Source organism: Deefgea piscis, assembly GCF_013284055.1.
GTDB classification, from domain to species: domain Bacteria; phylum Pseudomonadota; class Gammaproteobacteria; order Burkholderiales; family Chitinibacteraceae; genus Deefgea; species Deefgea piscis.
In genome coordinates, this window is record NZ_CP054143.1 from 3313309 (window position 1) to 3330919 (window position 17611).

Consider the following 17611-nt stretch of genomic DNA (forward strand, 5'->3'; position numbering starts at 1 on the left):
ATTGAAGAAGACGTAGATTGGACTTTCTAGGTCATTCCTAGTCAATTTTGCAACTAATCTGTGGATTTACGAATGTCCGAAATGATTTCGGACATTTATTCACCCGTTAAACGACTAACTGCACGATCTCTCCGTCGCGGCGAAAGGCTAAAAACGGCTGTACTGCGCCCGATTGAATTGCAGCCATCATCCGTTGAAATGCGCTCTCAATTTCATCATGAGTCGGCGCTAGCAATCCTTTGCCACCTAAACCAGCAACAAATACCACATCCCAATCGGGGACGAGCTGTTCTGATTCAGCAGTCAATGCTGCAAATGTACTTAGCTCCAGCGGCGATTTATCCACATACATCAAGGGCGTTAACTCACCCGCTTGCTGGGCAGAAAACTGAGCAATTTGCTCTGCAGTCGCATCCTCAGGCAATCCCGCCCCAGTAAAAACAAACAATAGCCTTTGTGGTGTCGGCTGGGAACGAGCGGCAGTCAGTAAATCGGAAAAGCTGGCAATATCCATGATGTCCCCTAGAGTCTGCTGAGATAAAAACGTCATTACAGCTTAATACTGAACACAGCGATCAGCATAAGTTTTGATGTTGGGTGAAGAGTTTAATCACACCACATTGGGAAGGCGTTGATAAGCGATCACCGACAATGAACGAACACCTTGTGCGCCATGCACCAAAGTACCTTCAATATCCGCTGTCGCCGAAGGGCCGCTATGTAGCACGGTGTATCGGGCCATTTGAAACTCGGCACGTTGATATGCTTGGTGCAAATTGCCAACTATTTCATTCACATCCAGCAGCACCACCAAATGCTGGGCAAGATACGCCAGCGCATTCACCACCAATTCTTGTTCAGTAAAACAAACGCTGCCGGTTTCAGCCACCGCAAAACGTGCACGCACTACAGCGACATCGACCTCGGCCAAGCGATGCGGATCTTCGCCTTGCAACACACTAAAATTACCCGTCACTTCGGGCACGACAGAAGCAATTATTTTAGCCTGCGGAAAATGCTGGCTGAGCAAAGCGTTCAAATTCACGCCATCAGGGCAATCCAATATTTGCCCGCCCATCCGTCGCAAACTCGCTTGAAACTGCGGCCATGGGCTTGGCAAGTCGGCAGCAAACAACGGTACTTTAGGTAAATCACTCGCCGGCGGCTGATTGACGCGTACTTGCGCCAAAATAATATCGCGACTACTCATGATCTGCTCCTCGATTTTTAGCCCACCATTGATGAAATGTGGCTTTTGGCGCATCGGGAATTTCACGCTGCAAACCCCAAGCATTGAGCGGGTTATAAATAAGTGCCCGAGGAAACTCACGACTAATTTGATCAACCCCAGCAATGACACGACGAAACAACGCCGGACTCGCTAAGACTTTAGCGGCAACATCCAGCGCGGTTCGACGCAATAGTGGCAGCTCTTGTTTTTCACTAATAATTCGCCGCCATTGATAAATTTGCTCGTGAATATTGATTTTAACTGGGCACACGCTGGTACAACTGCCATTCATGGTGGATGCAAAAGGCAAAGCACGATAGCGATGCAAATCAATCGCAGGATTTAAAATCACGCCAATGGGCCCCGGGTAAACACTGCCATAACTCAAACCACCACTACGCCGATACACTGGACAAGTATTCATGCACGCCCCGCAGCGAATACACTTGAGTGAAGTCCAAAAATCAGCCATCCCCAACCGCGCAGAACGGCCGTTATCGACCAACACAATATGCATTTCACCACCATCACGTGGGGCACGAAAATGCGAGGTATATTGCGTAATCGGCGAACCTAAAGCACTGCGCGATAACAAACGTATAAACACCCCCAAATCCTCAATCCGCGGAATCAGTTTTTCAATGCCTACTGACGCGACATGCAAGGGCGGTAAATTGGCGCTAATGTCGGCGTTGCCTTCATTGGTACACACCACAAAGCTACCCGTTTCAGCAATCAAGTAATTAGCACCAGTCATCCCCGCATCGGCAGCTAAAAAATGCGGTCGCAGGCTTTGTCGCCCTGCCTCACTCAAAACTTTAGGATCGTCATTATTCGGATCAGAGTCGATGGTCCGAGCAAACAATTTGGCAACATCACCCCGCAACTTATGCACTGCAGGCACCACAATATGACTCGGCGGTTGATCATCATCCAATTGCTGAATACGTTCGCCCAAATCCGACTCAATTACCGTAATACCGCGCTCGGCCAAATACGGTCGCATCTGACATTCATCAGTGAGCATCGATTTACTTTTAATCACGGTTTTGACCTGACGTGCCGCAAAAATCTCGCCAACAATGCGATTATGCTCTTGGGCATCTTGCGCCCAATGTACCTGCACCCCATTGGCCGTTGCTTTGCGTTCAAATTCTTCTAGATAATCCGCCAAATGCGTCAGCGTATGCGCTTTAATGTCAGACGCTAGCTGGCGCAGCATTTCCCATTCAGGAATGTGATCTCGCGCCTGATCCCGCCCTTTTCTTAAGTCCCACAAATGATGGTCATGAAAACGTTCATGCTGCACATCGGCGATAAATTCATCCGCAGCGGCCGACTGATCTACAGGTTTCATGCGGTATCTCCATTCAATATCTGGGCAATATGAATGTACTTCTGTCCATAACCCAAGCGCTGCGCACAGCCTTTTTGGTGCATCAAGCAACTCATATCGGCAGAAACGATATATTCAGCCCCGGCTCGTCGTTGATCATCCACCTTGTCATACCCCATTTTGGCCGAGACGCCCTCTTCAAAAATAGAAAACAAACCACCAAAACCACAGCATTCATCGGCTCGCTCTAACTCAACCCACTCAATGCCAGGTACATTGGCCAATAATTCTTTCGGTTTAGAAAAAACCGGCCCACGAATTTCTGACATGGATGCCAGTGGTGGCTGCAAACTGCGTAATGAAGTACAACTATTGTGCAAGGCCACTTTGTGCGGGAATGATGCCCAAGGAAAATCGCGTATTTGCAATATATCGTGCAAAAATTCGACCAATTCATACGCATGCGTTCTGACTTGCGTCACTTCAGCGGTTTGTTCAATGGCGTCTAAATGTTGCCGAATATGGTGAATACAGCTGGCTGATGGACCGACGATATAGTCGTAGCCCGCAAAGTTCTGCACAAATAAAGCTTCACAAGCGGCAGCATTTTTTTGATCGCCCTCATTGGCGAGCGGCTGACCGCAGCAGGTTTGGTTGAATGGATACTCAACAATACATCCCAAGCGCTCCAGTAATTGCAGCGTTGCCACCCCGATTTCAGGAAAGCTCGAATCAATAAAACAAGGTACAAATAAAGCCACCCGTGGTGCCATCGGCGTCATCGTCATCACCAACCCCTTATTTCAATTGTGAGTGATGTTTTATCATCGACCATGTTGATCAAATAGCTATCACCGCATCACACCCACTTTAAAATCGATGAACGTGTGCGCTATCACGCTGCATATTATTTACAGCCACCCAATAGCTAAAACAAAAATAACAAAAAGCATGCAACGACTTTATACTTACGTTAACTTTGTATTTCAGTAATTATTAATGGTAATAATGAATGCTGATGGGGCAATATCCGCTCAGATAATGTGCGCAAAAAAAATTGGGCGGCGTAAATATCAGGATAGTTAAACCAAAAGACAATATCGTGATGATCAAACCGTCAAGCACTGACGGCTTGATTTTAGCTGGCAAAACAGGGGATATGACCGAGATGAATTCAACCAGCAGATGGGATGAAATCCATCGGTAAATCAAGCGGCAATTAAGCGCGATCGAGTGGGCGGCCTAAAGTTTGCTGATGGCGTAATCGGCCATTGGCGCTATAGGCAATTTCCTGATTTTTTTCTTGCGATAGCAAGCTTAATAAATGACGATTAGCATCTTCATGGCATTGCACCAGTTGAGCATTACTGCGATTGAGCACTTCCGCCAGCTTGGCTTGCTGTTGTAAATGCCGCCATTGCGGGGCGATTTTGCTATCTACCGACAAATAATCATTCATTTGCGAAGCAGTATGTAAATTCAATTGCCGCGCGCATTGCATACGAGATTGCGTTGCGATTTCTAATTGCTGAACTGCACGCGTTTTTAAAATCAGTAAATCATTGATTTGATCAAATTGACGTGTCGTCAGGATATCTTGCTCACGTTGCATTAACGCCACAAGCCGCTCAACTTCGAGCAGCTCAATGGTGATGGCTTGGTTTAAATCACAAATAGACATCATGGGCGAGCAAGCAGAGCTTTCACACTAGACAGTAAACCGTCAGCAATCGCCTCAGGCTTGATTGCAAAGCGCCCTTCGGCAATCGCTTGACGAATTTCTTCCACTTTTTTTGAATCAAAAGGGGAATCGCTTTTACCAACACCCGCAGCATTAGAGAGCTGGGCGGCCAAAGGATTAATGCTAACGCTGTTTTTTTCCGCAGCTTGTTCCGTTTTCGCGGCCGTGCGCCCCTCTAATGGCCGTGCGGTCACGCTCGCCAATGGCTTGCCAGAGTTGTCAATTTTCATGATTGCTTCCTATGCCAATTTAATGGCGCACACTCAATTTCTTCCATTATGCCAATTATCGACGCAAGTTTGAAATTCTTTAGTAATTCAATTGTTTATCAGTAAACGCTAAAACACAAGCCACCTGAAATTACAACAGCATAGACCCAAGCCAACCACTTTAAGAATGAATACGTTATTCTAGGGTCAGTTCATGTTTAGTTTGCCGCGAAAGTGCTCTAGCGCGGTGGCAAACCCAGCATCAACAGACCCTAGCCTTTCATATTCTTGGCGGAGCCCGTTAAATGCAAGTTTATCCTAGCCGTTTTGGCCAAATTGAAGTCGATCCCGATACCATTATTCAGTTTCCGCTGGGCATTCCCGGCTTTGAAGACTGCAAAAATTACAAACTACTCCACGAAGAAAAACCCGACCCTAAAGTACTGTGGCTGCAATCACTTGACGATGCTGCCGTGTTATTTACTTTAGTAGAAACCGAGCGGTTGGGACTCAATTATGCCCTGACTTTGTCGGACGAGGAATGCCAGCAAATTGATTTAACCACGGCCAATGATGCCAAGTTGTTTTTGATTTTGTCGCGCCCTGAAGGCCAAGCCATTAGCGCCAATACCAATGCGCCTTTGGTGATTAATTTGCAAAGTCGCAAAGGCTTACAAAAACTCGACGTAAAAGCCGACATTGTTTTTCGTAACACCTAACACCACCTGTCAAGCACGGCAATTGATGGTGACAAAGCCGCTGGCATCTTGGAGTGCGGCCGTGCTTGCTGTATGATTGCGCCATTTTACGCGCTGGCCATACTGGCTAGTTGCGCGCGTGCGCTATTTGTAAGTGGCGCTTCTGGAGTATGAAGAGCATGAAAACGACCTTCCTCGACTTCGAGCAATCTGTAGCCGAACTCGAAAACAAGATCGAAGAACTGCGCTACGTGCAGGACGATTCGGCAGTAGATATCTCAGTTGAAATTTCGCATTTAGAAAAAAAGAGCCAAGAGCTCACTAAAACGATCTACGCCAAACTGTCGCCGTGGCAAATTTCTCAAGTGGCGCGCCATCCGCAGCGTCCGTATACCTACGACTATATCGCCGGTATTTTTACAGACTTCCAAGAATTGCATGGTGATCGCGCTTTTGCCGATGACTTAGCGATTGTGGGTGGTTTGGCCCGCTTTAATGGTCAAAGTGTTATGGTCATCGGCCACCAAAAAGGGCGCGATACCAAAGAAAAAATCATGCGTAACTTCGGTATGCCACGTCCAGAAGGCTATCGTAAAGCATTGCGTTTGATGAAATTGGCCGAAAAATTCAACATTCCTGTCATCACTTTTGTCGACACCCCGGGTGCTTACCCTGGTATCGGTGCTGAAGAACGTGGACAGTCAGAAGCAATTGGTCGCAATTTATTTGAAATGGCCAAACTACGCGTACCGACCATCTGCACCATTATCGGTGAAGGCGGCTCTGGCGGCGCACTGGCGATTGCCGTCGGCGATATTGTACAAATGCTGCAATATTCAACGTACTCAGTGATTTCTCCGGAAGGCTGCGCCACCATTTTGTGGAAAACCGCTGAACGCGCTTCCGATGCCGCCGAAGCCCTTGGCATCACCGCCACGCGCTTAAAAACCCTCGGTTTGGTCGATAAAGTGATTAATGAGCCAGTTGGCGGCGCACATCGCGACTATCAACTCATGATGAGCGCAATGAAAAAATCAATTGCCGATGGGCTTAAAAACTTACAAGCCAAATCGATTGATCAACTTCTCGATGATCGCTTTGAGCGTCTAATGGAATATGGCAAATTTAAAGAAGAATCCGTCGCCTAAAGCGACGTTCAATCACGAGGGCTGGCTTGCCGCATCGGCCGCCCTTCGTGACTTTTGCTGCAACGGGGGCCAACGCCCCCGTTTTCAATCCAGCCTCCCCATCCGCTTATGCGTGGGTTTCTCGGCAGGATTGGATTCAAGCGTACTGCTGCACTGGCTCAGTCAACAACAAGCTGAACTGGGCTTTAGCTTAAGCGCCATTCATGTTCATCATGGCTTATCACCCAATGCCGATACTTGGGCCGAACATGCACGCACTTTTTGCCAAACGCTCCAGATCCCTTGCCAGATCACACCGGTTAACGTATCGCAAAATACCGGACTCGGCATTGAGAGCAATGCCCGCACCGCGCGGTATCGTGCGTTTACTGAGCAAGCTTGCGACGCCATCGTGCTCGCCCACCACCAAAACGATCAAAGCGAAACGCTGTTAATCAATTTGCTGCGTGGCAGCGGCCCAGCGGGACTCTCCGCAATGAAATCTTTGCGGGCGCTGAACGCCAATACCGATGTGTTACGCCCTTTGTTGCAGTTGCCACGTTCGGCCTTGCTGGATTATGCCAATGCCCATCAGTTGGCTTGGGTGGAAGATGAAAGCAATCAAGACACCGCCTTTAAACGCAATAAAATCCGCCATGAGCTCATCCCTTTACTTGAGGGTATTAACCCCAAGGCCATAGCAACTATTGCGCGTAGCGCAATACATCAAGGCGATGCTGCGGCGATTTTATTAGAGCGCGCCCAAGAAGACCTCGTGCGGTGTGTGCAAGATCAGGCTTTGCAGCTCGAGCCATTTCAACAGCTCAGCCCAGCACGGCAACGCAATGCCTTACACCATTGGCTAGACACCCACGGCATTACGCTCGAGTTGCGTGCATTTGACGAATTACTGCGGGTCACTTTTGCTGCGGCCAGCGACACTTGCCCAGCACTCGTTTGGCGTAATGCTGCGATTCGCCGTTATCGTGGCGCATTGCATATCACGCGCGCCAGCTTAAACCCGGGGCCTCAATTAGATCGCCAATGGCAAGACGCACCTCAGATTGCCGATTGGCATGGTGAACTACGCTGGATTGAAGCAGAACACGGCATCGATCCGCGCTTTTTAGAGCAGGGTTACCGTATCGCCGGTCGCTCTGGCGGTGAAAGCCTCAGATTGGCAGCCAATCGCCCAACGCGCTCGCTCAAAGCCCATTGCCAAGCACTGGGGATTGCGCCATGGCTACGCGAAACCACGCCGCTGATTTACCTTAACGGCCAATTGGCGGCCGTTCCCGGTCTTGGCGTTCACGCTGACTTTCAAGTTGCCGCCGATCAAATCGGCTGGTTGCCGATTTGGCAAGCCAATCACCCCAACAAGGGTATTGCCCGCTAAAGCATTACCAGCAAGACGCCCACTCATATACTCGTAATACGGAACACATCATGGCCAAAAGCAGCAAAACGTCCGCCGCCCCAACCCACACGCCCATGATGGCGCAATATTTTTCGCTCAAGGCCGATCACACCGACAAGTTGGTGTTTTATCGCATGGGGGATTTTTACGAGTTATTTTATGAGGATGCAGTCAAAGCGGCGCGTTTGCTCGATATCACGCTCACTACCCGTGGCAGTAGCGCCGGTGAACCGATCAAAATGTGCGGCATTCCGTTTCACTCGCTTGAACCGTACTTGGCTAAATTGGTCAAACTTGGCGAGTCCATTGCCATTTGTGAACAAATTGGTGATCCAGCCACCAGCAAAGGACCGGTCGAGCGCAAAGTCATGCGCGTGGTCACACCAGGCACCCTAACCGACGCGGCGCTGCTGGACGACAAACAAGAAAACCGCCTGTTGGCACTGCGTTTTGTCAAAGGCCGACTGGGCATGGCCTGGCTATCACTGGCATCGGGTGATTTTGCTTTGATGGATTCTGATGTCGAAAAAATCGGCTCAGAACTAGAGCGCCTGCGCCCTGCTGAAATCTTAGTGCCCGAAGGCACTGAGCTGGCACTGCTTGATCAGCTACGCATTCCAGTACGCAAAATTGCCAGCTGGCAATTTGAAAATGACAGCGCCCAGCGCAATCTGAGCCGGCATTTTAGCGTCCATGATTTAAGCGGCTTTGGCGTAAATAACGACATGCTGGCACTCGGCGCTGCCGGCGCCTTGCTCGATTATGTTCGCAGCACGCAAGGCGGCTCGCTGCCAGCACTCGATGGTCTACGGGTAGAAAGCACCACGCAATACATTGAGCTCGATGCTGCCACACGGCGCAATCTTGAAATCACCGAAACCATTCGTGGCGAAACTGCACCCACGCTGTTTTCTTTACTTGATCAATGTGCGACTGGCATGGGCTCGCGACTATTGGCGCACTGGCTACACCACCCCTTACGCCAACACCACAAAATCATCGAACGACAAGATGCAATTAGCACGCTGATTGAGCAAGCGCGCGGTGAAACGCTATATCCAGTCCTGCGTGAAATCGCTGATATCGAGCGCATCGTTTCCCGCATTGCACTGCGCAGCGCCCGCCCCCGCGATCTGGCGAGTTTACGCAGCAGTTTGCAGGTATTGCCGCAATTGGCCGCGCAGCTCCCGCACAACGGATTATTTCGCGGCTTAGCGGCGGCTCTGAATGCGGAACCTGCCATTGCCAGCTTGCTACAAGCGGCAATTCAAGCCGAACCGGGGGTATTAATTCGTGAAGGCGGCGTGATTGCAGATGGCTATTCGCGCGATCTGGATGAATTACGTCATATTCAAAGCAACTGCGGCGACTTTCTTACTCAGCTTGAATTACGCGAACGCGAACGCACCGGCATTAGCAGTTTACGAGTGGAGTATAACCGCGTAGCTGGCTTTTTTATTGAGGTTACCAACTCATACCTTAGCCAAGTACCAGAAGACTACCGCCGTCGGCAAACGATGAAAAATGCCGAGCGTTATATCACGCCAGAATTAAAGCAGTTTGAAGAAAAAGCCCTGTCTGCCAATGAACGGGCTTTAGCGCTGGAAAAACAACTTTATGAAGGCCTCATCGAAGCGCTGCAAGTTCACCTGAGCACGCTGCGTCTCGCTGGCCAAGCAGTGGCCACACTGGATGTACTCGTCTGTTTAGCGCAGCGTGCCGAACTGAGCGGTTATATTGCCCCGCACTTTTGTGACGATGCGGTCTTACACATCGAAGCTGGTCGCCACCCTGTGGTTGAAGCGCAAATTGACGACTTCATTCCCAATAGCGCCGAGTTTCATTTAGCGCGCAAATTACTGCTGATTACCGGCCCAAATATGGGCGGTAAATCGACGTATATGCGGCAAGTGGCCCTTATTGTCTTACTGGCGCACATCGGTAGTTACGTGCCAGCACAAAGCGCCAAGATCGGCCGAGTAGATCGAATTTTTACTCGCATTGGGGCGAGCGATGATTTAGCCGGTGGCCGATCGACCTTTATGGTCGAAATGACCGAAACCGCCAATATTTTGAATAATGCCAACGAATACAGCTTGGTGCTGATGGATGAAGTTGGCCGTGGTACATCGACTTTTGATGGTTTAGCGCTGGCTTGGTCCATCGCTCGCGCCTTAATCGAAAAAAATCGCAGCTATACCCTGTTTGCCACGCACTACTTTGAACTAACTCGACTTGCCCAAGATTACCCACAAGTGAGCAATGTGCATTTGGATGCGGTTGAACACAAAGACAAAATCATCTTTTTACACGCGGTCCAAGAAGGCCCCGCCTCACAAAGCTATGGGATTGCCGTTGCCAGCTTAGCGGGCGTGCCGCGTGACGTAGTTCGTCAAGCCAAACGCAAATTACTGGACTTAGAACAAAATAGCTTACAAAATGGGCCTCAAGCTGATTTATTTGCCGTCAACCATTATGACGAAGCAATGGAACTAGAATTGCATCCCGCTGTCGAAGCATTACAAGACATCAATGCGGACGAACTCAGCCCACGTGACGCACTGGCTTTGATTTATCGTTTGCAAGCGCTCATTTAGATCAATAAATGTAAACTTTTACCCTAACGAGCAGCGGCAAAACGTCTAAATTAACGGCATGAAAATTATTCTAAGCAGAGAGGATTGTATTGTGGCTATAGAGACCCCCCAAGCAATGAGAGACCAACTCGGCACTGCGCTTTTGGATATTGCGCAGCTAAGCAGCAGCCCAGAAGCCGACACCGGCATGCAGCTTTCAGAGTTAACCCAAAATGCGACCAGCGAAGTGCGGCGCTTTGGCGAGGACTTAGCCAGCCACTTACAAGCCTACACCGCTGTGAAAGTTCCTCCAGCCTTTCAACTGCAAAGCGCTGCCGAAGGAAAAATTCAAGTCGTTGGCGACCATCCGCACAAGCTCGAGATTGAAAGCTACCTCAATCAAAATACCCGCTTGCTAAAATGGTTTAAAGAATTAGAAGTTTTATTCGAGATTCAAAGAAAAATCGAATTAGCCGAGAGCGACGAAAACCTCGACCAACAAGTCTTTAATTTTGGCTTAACCAGCTTAGGCGGCATTGCGTTTTTTACTTTAAAAACGGCCAACTAAGTGCAGCAAACCCAGTTAAATGGCCGCCTAGCGCGGCCATTGGCATTTATCAGCATCGATAAAGTAAACCAGTTATAATTAACGCTTATAGAACAAAGAAAGAATGCCCGATGAAAACAGTTAAAGCCCGCCGTCCGCAGCCCGCGATCCGTGAAGGCCGTGCTGCCGACCAGCAACGAAGCGCCAATAAGGCGGGCAGTCGTGGTAAACCCGCTGCTCAACCGTTGCAAACGCCTTTTGCCAAAACCGGCGCAACCAAAAAGAAACCTGTCTCAGCGAGCGAAGCAGCGCGTAATCGCGCCAAAAACTTGCCCGACACTGGGCGCTCTTCTACCCCTGCCACCGGTACGCGTAAACGCGGCAATTCCACCGTTGGCATGAGCCGCATGATTGCCCAAGCCATCGCCAAAACCACTGGCGCTCGCGAAGTTCAAGGCATCAAAACACCGGCTGAAGTGGTAGAAACCACGCAAACCACCGTTGTTCATCATGGTGATAAAAGCGGTAAAAACGTCAAACGCGCCAAACGCATGAAGCAACGCCAAGGCTCACAACAAGAGCTGGCGTTTCAGCAAATTTTGCGTGAAAAACGCCTTGCCAGCACTGAAATCGAAGACGATCGCTTACAAAAAGTTTTGGCTTACTCCGGCCTAGGTTCACGCCGTGATATGGAAGAAGTCATCGAGGCCGAACGCGTCACCATCGGTGGTCGTATCGCCACGCTGGGTTGCAAAGTCAGCCCTGGTGACGAAGTACGTATTGATGGCAAGCGTGTGGCGCTTAAATGGCCAGACCGCATGGTGCGCATCATTATGTACCACAAACAAGAAGGCGAATTGGTCAGCCGTGATGATCCAGAAGGCCGCGTCACCGTATTTGATCGTTTACGCCGCGTTTATTCCAGCAAATGGATTGCCATTGGTCGTTTGGACTTTAACACCACCGGTCTCTTGCTGTTCACCACCTCGGGCGAATTGGCCAACCGGATGACACATCCGAGCTTTCAAGTTGAACGCGAATACGCAGTTCGAGTTCATGGCCAGCTCACCCCAGAGCAGATGAAAGAGCTCACCCAAGGCGTGAAACTTGATGACGGTGAAGCGCACTTTACTCGCATCGAAGATCGTGGCGGCGAAGGCAGTAATCACTGGTACCACGTGGTGATCAAAGAAGGCCGTAACCGCGAAGTTCGCCGGATGTTTGAACACTTCAACATCATGGTGAGCCGCCTAACGCGGATCCGCTTTGGTATGTTTAGTCTGCCGGGCCGCCTTAAGCGCGGTGAGTTTTATGAACTCTCTGAAACCGAAGTATTGGCCGCAACTAAATGGGCTGGCCTCACAATCATGGGGCAGGTAAAAGACTAAGTATTTAACGCTAGGCTTTAATTTACAAAGCCTAGCGAACTATACCCAAGATAAATTATGAGCAAAGCATTCACTACCGAATCCACTGGCGATGATGATGACGTAATCCCTGCGGATTTAATCATCCCATCAGGCAGCAAAAACTACATCACGCCGCATGGCTGGCAACGCCTAAAAAACGAACTCTACCAACTCGTGACCAAAGAGCGCCCTGAGCTCACCCACCTCATCAACTGGGCAGCGAGTAATGGCGACCGTTCAGAAAATGCTGATTATCAATATGGTAAACGCCGCTTACGCGAAATAGATCGCCGCATTCGCTTTTTAACCAAACGCTTAGAAATCGCCGAAGTCGTCGACCCTTGTACCCGAGAAAACACCGAGCAAGTCTTTTTTAGCGCCACTGTCAGCTACGAGCGCGAAGATGGTCACAGCGAAACCATCAGCATTGTCGGCGTGGATGAAACCGATCTCACCCTCAATCACATCAGCTGGACTGCGCCCGTCGCCCGAGCTTTACTCAAAGCCAGAGAAGGCGATGTCGTGCTATTACGCACCCCTGCCGGCGTCGAAGAGCTTGAAGTCACTCAAATTCGTTATATCGAGATTGTCCGCCCAGAATAAATTGGCCGCTGCTATGCCAAGCAAGCAAGTGATTACACCCCATCATCAGCACATCGACGCAGTGTGATACCTCCGCTTTTACGTAAAAAACCAACATATCCAATGCCATTGTTCTAATTGTTTTCCCTCATGCAAAAGACTATTGTATTGTCGCGCCATGCGGATATTCAATTCATCATCAGGTCATTTATTTCGTCGTGTTTTGCGCAATATGGCATTGCGCATCACCTTAGCGGCGTTTGCAATTTCAGCGATTAGTTATTACTACAGCTACCAGCGTTTACAAGAAGAAGCGCTGATTCATTTAGCTAAATATATCGACGCGCGCAGCCAAATTGAAAGTAGTCTATTTATTAATGCCGAGGGCAATACGCGGCTGGTTCGTGATGAATTCATTCGCCGCTACGGCTTAGAACAAAATACCAATGCCAGCGCAGCATTCGATCAGTTATTACGCCAAGATCAAGATGGCATGTGGCGCATTAAATATGAATTAGATGATTTTGAACATCGCGCCACCATTGCCATCTTACCCACCGCCAAACGCACCCCCGAATTTAAGCGCCAAGTGGTTTTAGCCTATGATTTGCTTTCACAATATGGGCCGGCATTCAGTAACAATTATTACGATACCTTCATTGATCTGAATATTTCCGATGCCAATTTAATGTATTTGCCGCAGCTCAATTATGCGCGTAGTGGCTCAGTGGCCGATTTTGCCGAAACCGTTGAACCCGAAATCATTGCGACGCCGGCAGCGAATCCACAAAGAACCAGCCAATGGACTGGCATTTATTACGACAAACAAGCTTTAGAATGGATGGTCTCCATTGTTACGCCGATTGATTATTTAGGTAAATACATCGGTAGCGTTGGCCAAGACGTGTTATTAACGCAATTAATTGCCCGCACCAATACCGTGAATATTCCTGGCACGTATAATTTCATTATCAGCCGTGATGGCCATCTGATTTCTCATCCCAATTACATGCAGCAAATTCAGCAGCAACAAGGTAAATTCCAAGTTGCCAATAGCACAACGCCGCTCAAAGAATTATTCGCGGCGATCAAAACCGCCCAGCCACTCGATCGCTTTATTGAAAGCCAAGATCAAGAAAGCTGGCTAGGTATTGCGCCAATCAAAAGCACCAATTGGATATTTGTAACGGTCTACCCCAAAAAAATCCTGCAAACCAAAGCGGCGATATCAGCCAGTATTATTTTATTACTCGGCATGATCGCCCTCGCCTTAGAGCTGGGTTTATTGGCTTGGGTACTCAAAACCGACATTATTAAACCGCTCACTCGCCTTAAAAATGCCATTCAAGCTTTAGCCAACGGCAAAACCTCAACCGAGCTCGACACACATCGCGACGATGAAATCGGTGAACTGGCGCGCAGTTTTGCCACCATGGCGCAGACGGTGCAATCGCATCGCCATCATCTTGAAGAACTGGTCAATGAAAGAACGCAAGAATTAGCCAGCCGTAATTTGCAACTACAAGCGGCCAATGAAGCGCTCAAATACCTCAATCATGAAAAAAATGAATTACTCACCATTGCCGCGCATGATTTAAAAAATCCCGTCGCCAGCATTCAAGGGATGTCGGTGCTACTCAAAGATCGACTACACGAATGGCCAAGCGAGAAAATCCAAAATCGCTTGAGCGGCATTAATCAATTAGCAGGGCGAATTCAAAATATCATTGGCAATCTAATCGATCACAATGCACTGGAAACCGGATCGGTACGACTGGTTTTCGCCCCTATCCCCATCGACACCTTGATTCAAGATGTGATGAATGAATGGCAAGAACGACTCGCGCATAAACAGCAACAATGTCACTACCAAGCGCATAACTTGGTACTCACCGCTGACCGCTCGGCGCTGTGGCAAGTTTTAGATAATTTAATCTCGAATGCCGTGAAATATGCCCCGCATGAAAGCAGCATTGTCATTAGTACCGAACGCATCGGCAATCTCATCGAAATCAGCGTGAGCGACCAAGGGCCGGGCGTGGCGCCGCATGAAATGGTGCTGTTATTCAAAAAATTTAGCCGCCTTTCGGCACGCCCCACGGGCGGCGAACACACGACTGGATTAGGTTTGTCGATTTCAAAACGACTGATTGAAGCGATGAATGGTGAAATCCGCTGCGAAAGCCAATTTGGTCACGGCGCGCGCTTTATTATTACCTTACCGATGTTTATCGAAATCGATCACGCAGACACCAACGCCGCTGTCCTGTAAAATCCATCCTCATTTACTTACCCTAAAACCCTGCGCCAGCAGGGTTTATTGCTGGAGCTGCCGCGATGCGCCAATATTTAGACTTACTGCAACACGTACTCGATCACGGCGTAGCCAAAGAAGATCGCACTGGCACCGGTACCGTTTCGGTTTTTGGCCATCAAATGCGCTTTAACTTGGCCGAAGGCTTTCCCTTAGTCACCACCAAAAAAACCCATCTCAAATCCATCATCAATGAATTGCTGTGGTTTTTACGTGGCGACACCAATATCAAATGGTTGCACGAGCATGGCGTTAAAATCTGGGACGAATGGGCGAGTCCTGAAGGTGATTTGGGGCCAATTTATGGCTATCAATGGCGCAGCTGGCCAACGCGTGATGGCCGCCATATCGACCAAATCGCCGACGTTATCAAGGCATTAAAAACCAATCCTGATTCACGCCGAATTATTGTTTCGGCATGGAATGTCGGTGAAATTGAAAACATGGCGCTCCCGCCTTGCCATGCGTTTTTCCAATTTTATGTGGCCCCGGCGCAAAAAGACGACCCCGATCAGCGCGGCAAATTATCCTGCCAACTGTATCAGCGCAGCGCCGATTTATTTTTAGGCGTGCCGTTCAATATCGCGTCTTACGCCACCTTGGTGTTGATGCTGGCGCAAGTGTGTGACTTGCAACCGGGTGATTTTGTTTGGACTGGCGGCGATTGCCATATTTATCGCAACCATTTTGAACAAGTGAAAGAGCAGCTGTCACGCTCGCCTCGTAGCCTGCCAACGATGAAACTCAATCCGGCTAAAACCGATTTATTCGACTTTGAGTTTGCTGACTTCACCCTCGAAGGCTACGATCCACACCCAGCGATTAAAGCGCCTGTTGCGGTTTAATTGATTCGGTAATAAAAAAACCATCTCATTATTCTGAGATGGTTTTTTTACGCGCTCAACCAGCGGCGCTTAGCTTGGCTTAACTAAACTTTCTTACGTTGCTATATCACCTTGCAGAATAGTTGGGGGTATTTTCCTCTATACCTCAAGCAGCAATACTCAGAGTTAAATACCCCTTACAAACGGGTAATCCACTTCCGGCTGGCGGCCAGCGATCAAATCGGCAATGGCTTTTGCCGAGCCACAACATTCAGTCCAGCCCAGCGTGCCGTGGCCGGTATTGAGCCACAAACTTGGGAATCGGGTTTGGCCAATATACGGCAGATTACCCGGTGTTGCCGGGCGTAAACCGGTCCAAAATTCGGCCGCTTGATAATCCATCCCTTCGGGAAAAATTTGACTGGTGCGATCAATCAAGGCTTTACAACGAATCGCGTTTAAATCTAAGTTATACCCATTAAATTCAGCCGTTCCTGCCACCCGCAAACGATCGCCCAAACGAGAAAAAACTAATTTATAGCCATCATCGGTCAAGCTCACCGTCGGCGCAAACTGCGGGTCAACCACTGGGATCGTGGCTGAATACCCCTTGGCAGGATAAATATCTAAGGTAATACCCAAGGGCTGCAAATGAATCGGGCTATAACTCCCCAAACACACCACAATTGCATCCGCCGCCAAGCGTTCCGCGCCGTTTTCTGCGCTCAAAACGCGCACCGCTTTCACATCGTCCCCTACCCGCTCTAAGGCTTCAATGCTGCAGTCATAGCGAAATTCAACCCCCATCGCCATGCAGCGCTCGGCCAATTGATTGGTAAATTCTCGCGCATCACCTGATTCATCACTGGGCGTATAGGTGCCACCGACAATCGGGTAACGAGATTGCGCTAGTGCGGGCTCAATGGCCAAGCACTCTGCCGCCGTTTTCACCTGCCGATCCAAGCCCACTTCGCGCATTAAGGCTGCGGCCGGAATCGCCGATTCATACTCAGCGGTATCGGTGTAGTAATGCAAAATCCCTTCGGTGCGTTGATCATAGGCCACCCCTGTGGCCAGCCGCACCGATTGCAAGGTTTCGCGACTATATAAACCCAATCGCACTAAGTTTTGTAAATTGGCCTTCGCTTTAGCCTTGGTACATTGCTCAAGAAAACGTAAACCCCAGCGCCATTGATTCCAATCGAGTTTTAAACGAAATAATAACGGCGCGTCTTCCTCTCCCAACCATTGCAAGGTTTTCCACGGCGCCTTGGGATTGGCCCACGGCTCGGCATGACAAACAGAAATTTGTCCGCCATTGGCATAGCTCGTTTCGCGCGCGGGCTCTTGTGCGCGCTCGATCACCGTGACCGCATGACCTTCTTGCGCTAAAAACCACGCCGTTGTTACACCGATCACACCAGCACCAAGAATAATGACACGCATCAAACATCCTCCCAAGGCGATATATTTGTCAGCCATTATGCCTTGTACTACCGTTCATCAGCGTTAGATTGTGCATTTTTAATGTTGCAGATCAAAACCAGAAGTGTTGGACACACACTGCAAAAATGCTGCAAGCATGTGTAATCTGAGTGGT

The 17611-nt window shown here is 49.2% G+C and carries 16 protein-coding genes; 9 read left to right on the forward strand and 7 right to left on the reverse strand.

Translation table 11 applies throughout. The annotated features are described in order from the left end of the window. Positions 1 to 106: 106 nt before the first annotated feature. From HQN60_RS15345 to flgM, 6 genes are all read right to left on the reverse strand, one after another. Complete coding sequence (locus tag HQN60_RS15345; protein ID WP_173534486.1) at positions 107 to 514, reverse strand: ribonucleotide reductase subunit alpha; 408 nt, start codon at positions 512 to 514, stop codon at positions 107 to 109. Positions 515 to 610: 96 nt separating this feature from the next. Further along, the gene (locus HQN60_RS15350) at positions 611 to 1210 is read right to left on the reverse strand and encodes a LutC/YkgG family protein (protein WP_173534487.1); all 600 of its coding nucleotides are present in this window, start codon (positions 1208 to 1210) and stop codon (positions 611 to 613) included. Continuing rightward, on the reverse strand, positions 1203 to 2588 hold the full coding sequence (locus HQN60_RS15355; protein ID WP_173534488.1) for a lactate utilization protein B: 1386 nt from the start codon (positions 2586 to 2588) through the stop codon (positions 1203 to 1205). The genes HQN60_RS15350 and HQN60_RS15355 overlap by 8 nt, the downstream gene beginning before the upstream one ends. Next, entirely contained in the window at positions 2585 to 3355 is a 771-nt protein-coding gene (locus HQN60_RS15360; RefSeq protein WP_217390166.1) for a (Fe-S)-binding protein, read from the reverse strand. Before HQN60_RS15360 ends, HQN60_RS15355 begins: the two co-directional genes overlap by 4 nt. 431 nt (positions 3356 to 3786) lie before the next feature. Continuing rightward, positions 3787 to 4251: a flagella synthesis protein FlgN gene (locus tag HQN60_RS15365; protein ID WP_173534489.1), complete on the reverse strand. Its 465-nt coding sequence runs from the start codon at positions 4249 to 4251 to the stop codon at positions 3787 to 3789. Beyond that, complete coding sequence (gene flgM / locus HQN60_RS15370) at positions 4248 to 4538, reverse strand: flagellar biosynthesis anti-sigma factor FlgM (protein ID WP_173534490.1); 291 nt, start codon at positions 4536 to 4538, stop codon at positions 4248 to 4250. The genes HQN60_RS15365 and flgM overlap by 4 nt, the downstream gene beginning before the upstream one ends. Positions 4539 to 4822: 284 nt before the next feature. On the opposite strand from flgM, the gene fliW reads away from it, so the two are divergent. From fliW to HQN60_RS15415, 9 genes are all read left to right on the forward strand, one after another. After that, complete coding sequence (gene fliW / locus HQN60_RS15375) at positions 4823 to 5236, forward strand: flagellar assembly protein FliW (protein ID WP_173534491.1); 414 nt, start codon at positions 4823 to 4825, stop codon at positions 5234 to 5236. Positions 5237 to 5394: 158 nt separating this feature from the next. Next, a complete protein-coding gene (locus tag HQN60_RS15380) occupies positions 5395 to 6363 on the forward strand; it encodes an acetyl-CoA carboxylase carboxyltransferase subunit alpha (protein ID WP_173534492.1) in 969 nt (322 codons plus the stop codon). 130 nt (positions 6364 to 6493) lie between these two features. Further along, positions 6494 to 7738, forward strand: a complete 1245-nt coding sequence (tilS, locus tag HQN60_RS15385) for a tRNA lysidine(34) synthetase TilS (protein WP_173534493.1) — start codon at positions 6494 to 6496, stop codon at positions 7736 to 7738. 50 nt (positions 7739 to 7788) lie between these two features. Beyond that, entirely contained in the window at positions 7789 to 10356 is a 2568-nt protein-coding gene (mutS, locus tag HQN60_RS15390; protein ID WP_254456645.1) for a DNA mismatch repair protein MutS, read from the forward strand. 115 nt (positions 10357 to 10471) lie between these two features. Continuing rightward, complete coding sequence (locus tag HQN60_RS15395; RefSeq protein WP_173534494.1) at positions 10472 to 10903, forward strand: hypothetical protein; 432 nt, start codon at positions 10472 to 10474, stop codon at positions 10901 to 10903. Positions 10904 to 11013: 110 nt separating this feature from the next. Beyond that, positions 11014 to 12270: a pseudouridine synthase gene (locus HQN60_RS15400; protein WP_173534495.1), complete on the forward strand. Its 1257-nt coding sequence runs from the start codon at positions 11014 to 11016 to the stop codon at positions 12268 to 12270. A gap of 57 nt (positions 12271 to 12327) precedes the next feature. Next, complete coding sequence (greB, locus tag HQN60_RS15405; protein ID WP_173534496.1) at positions 12328 to 12894, forward strand: transcription elongation factor GreB; 567 nt, start codon at positions 12328 to 12330, stop codon at positions 12892 to 12894. Between the two features lie 157 nt (positions 12895 to 13051). Next, positions 13052 to 15145, forward strand: a complete 2094-nt coding sequence (locus HQN60_RS15410) for an ATP-binding response regulator (RefSeq protein ID WP_173534497.1) — start codon at positions 13052 to 13054, stop codon at positions 15143 to 15145. Positions 15146 to 15210: 65 nt separating this feature from the next. Then, on the forward strand, positions 15211 to 16032 hold the full coding sequence (locus HQN60_RS15415; RefSeq protein WP_173534498.1) for a thymidylate synthase: 822 nt from the start codon (positions 15211 to 15213) through the stop codon (positions 16030 to 16032). Positions 16033 to 16197: 165 nt separating this feature from the next. Here the strand turns inward: HQN60_RS15415 and HQN60_RS15420 are convergent, their stop codons facing one another. Next, the gene (locus HQN60_RS15420; protein WP_173534499.1) at positions 16198 to 17457 is read right to left on the reverse strand and encodes a D-amino acid dehydrogenase; all 1260 of its coding nucleotides are present in this window, start codon (positions 17455 to 17457) and stop codon (positions 16198 to 16200) included. Between the last annotated feature and the right edge of the window lie 154 nt (positions 17458 to 17611).

What these genes read in the sequence shown, in the direction of transcription:
- HQN60_RS15345 (WP_173534486.1), bottom strand. Translation starts at nt 514, where the DNA reads ATGGATATTGCCAGCTTTTCCGATTTACTGACTGCCGCTCGTTCCCAG.
- HQN60_RS15350 (WP_173534487.1), bottom strand. Translation starts at nt 1,210, where the DNA reads ATGAGTAGTCGCGATATTATTTTGGCGCAAGTACGCGTCAATCAGCCG.
- HQN60_RS15355 (WP_173534488.1), bottom strand. Translation starts at nt 2,588, where the DNA reads ATGAAACCTGTAGATCAGTCGGCCGCTGCGGATGAATTTATCGCCGAT.
- HQN60_RS15360 (WP_217390166.1), bottom strand. Translation starts at nt 3,355, where the DNA reads ATGACGATGACGCCGATGGCACCACGGGTGGCTTTATTTGTACCTTGT.
- HQN60_RS15365 (WP_173534489.1), bottom strand. Translation starts at nt 4,251, where the DNA reads ATGATGTCTATTTGTGATTTAAACCAAGCCATCACCATTGAGCTGCTC.
- flgM (WP_173534490.1), bottom strand. Translation starts at nt 4,538, where the DNA reads ATGAAAATTGACAACTCTGGCAAGCCATTGGCGAGCGTGACCGCACGG.
- fliW (WP_173534491.1), top strand. Translation starts at nt 4,823, where the DNA reads ATGCAAGTTTATCCTAGCCGTTTTGGCCAAATTGAAGTCGATCCCGAT.
- HQN60_RS15380 (WP_173534492.1), top strand. Translation starts at nt 5,395, where the DNA reads ATGAAAACGACCTTCCTCGACTTCGAGCAATCTGTAGCCGAACTCGAA.
- mutS (WP_254456645.1), top strand. Translation starts at nt 7,789, where the DNA reads ATGGCCAAAAGCAGCAAAACGTCCGCCGCCCCAACCCACACGCCCATG.
- HQN60_RS15395 (WP_173534494.1), top strand. Translation starts at nt 10,472, where the DNA reads ATGAGAGACCAACTCGGCACTGCGCTTTTGGATATTGCGCAGCTAAGC.
- HQN60_RS15400 (WP_173534495.1), top strand. Translation starts at nt 11,014, where the DNA reads ATGAAAACAGTTAAAGCCCGCCGTCCGCAGCCCGCGATCCGTGAAGGC.
- greB (WP_173534496.1), top strand. Translation starts at nt 12,328, where the DNA reads ATGAGCAAAGCATTCACTACCGAATCCACTGGCGATGATGATGACGTA.
- HQN60_RS15410 (WP_173534497.1), top strand. Translation starts at nt 13,052, where the DNA reads ATGCGGATATTCAATTCATCATCAGGTCATTTATTTCGTCGTGTTTTG.
- HQN60_RS15415 (WP_173534498.1), top strand. Translation starts at nt 15,211, where the DNA reads ATGCGCCAATATTTAGACTTACTGCAACACGTACTCGATCACGGCGTA.
- HQN60_RS15420 (WP_173534499.1), bottom strand. Translation starts at nt 17,457, where the DNA reads ATGCGTGTCATTATTCTTGGTGCTGGTGTGATCGGTGTAACAACGGCG.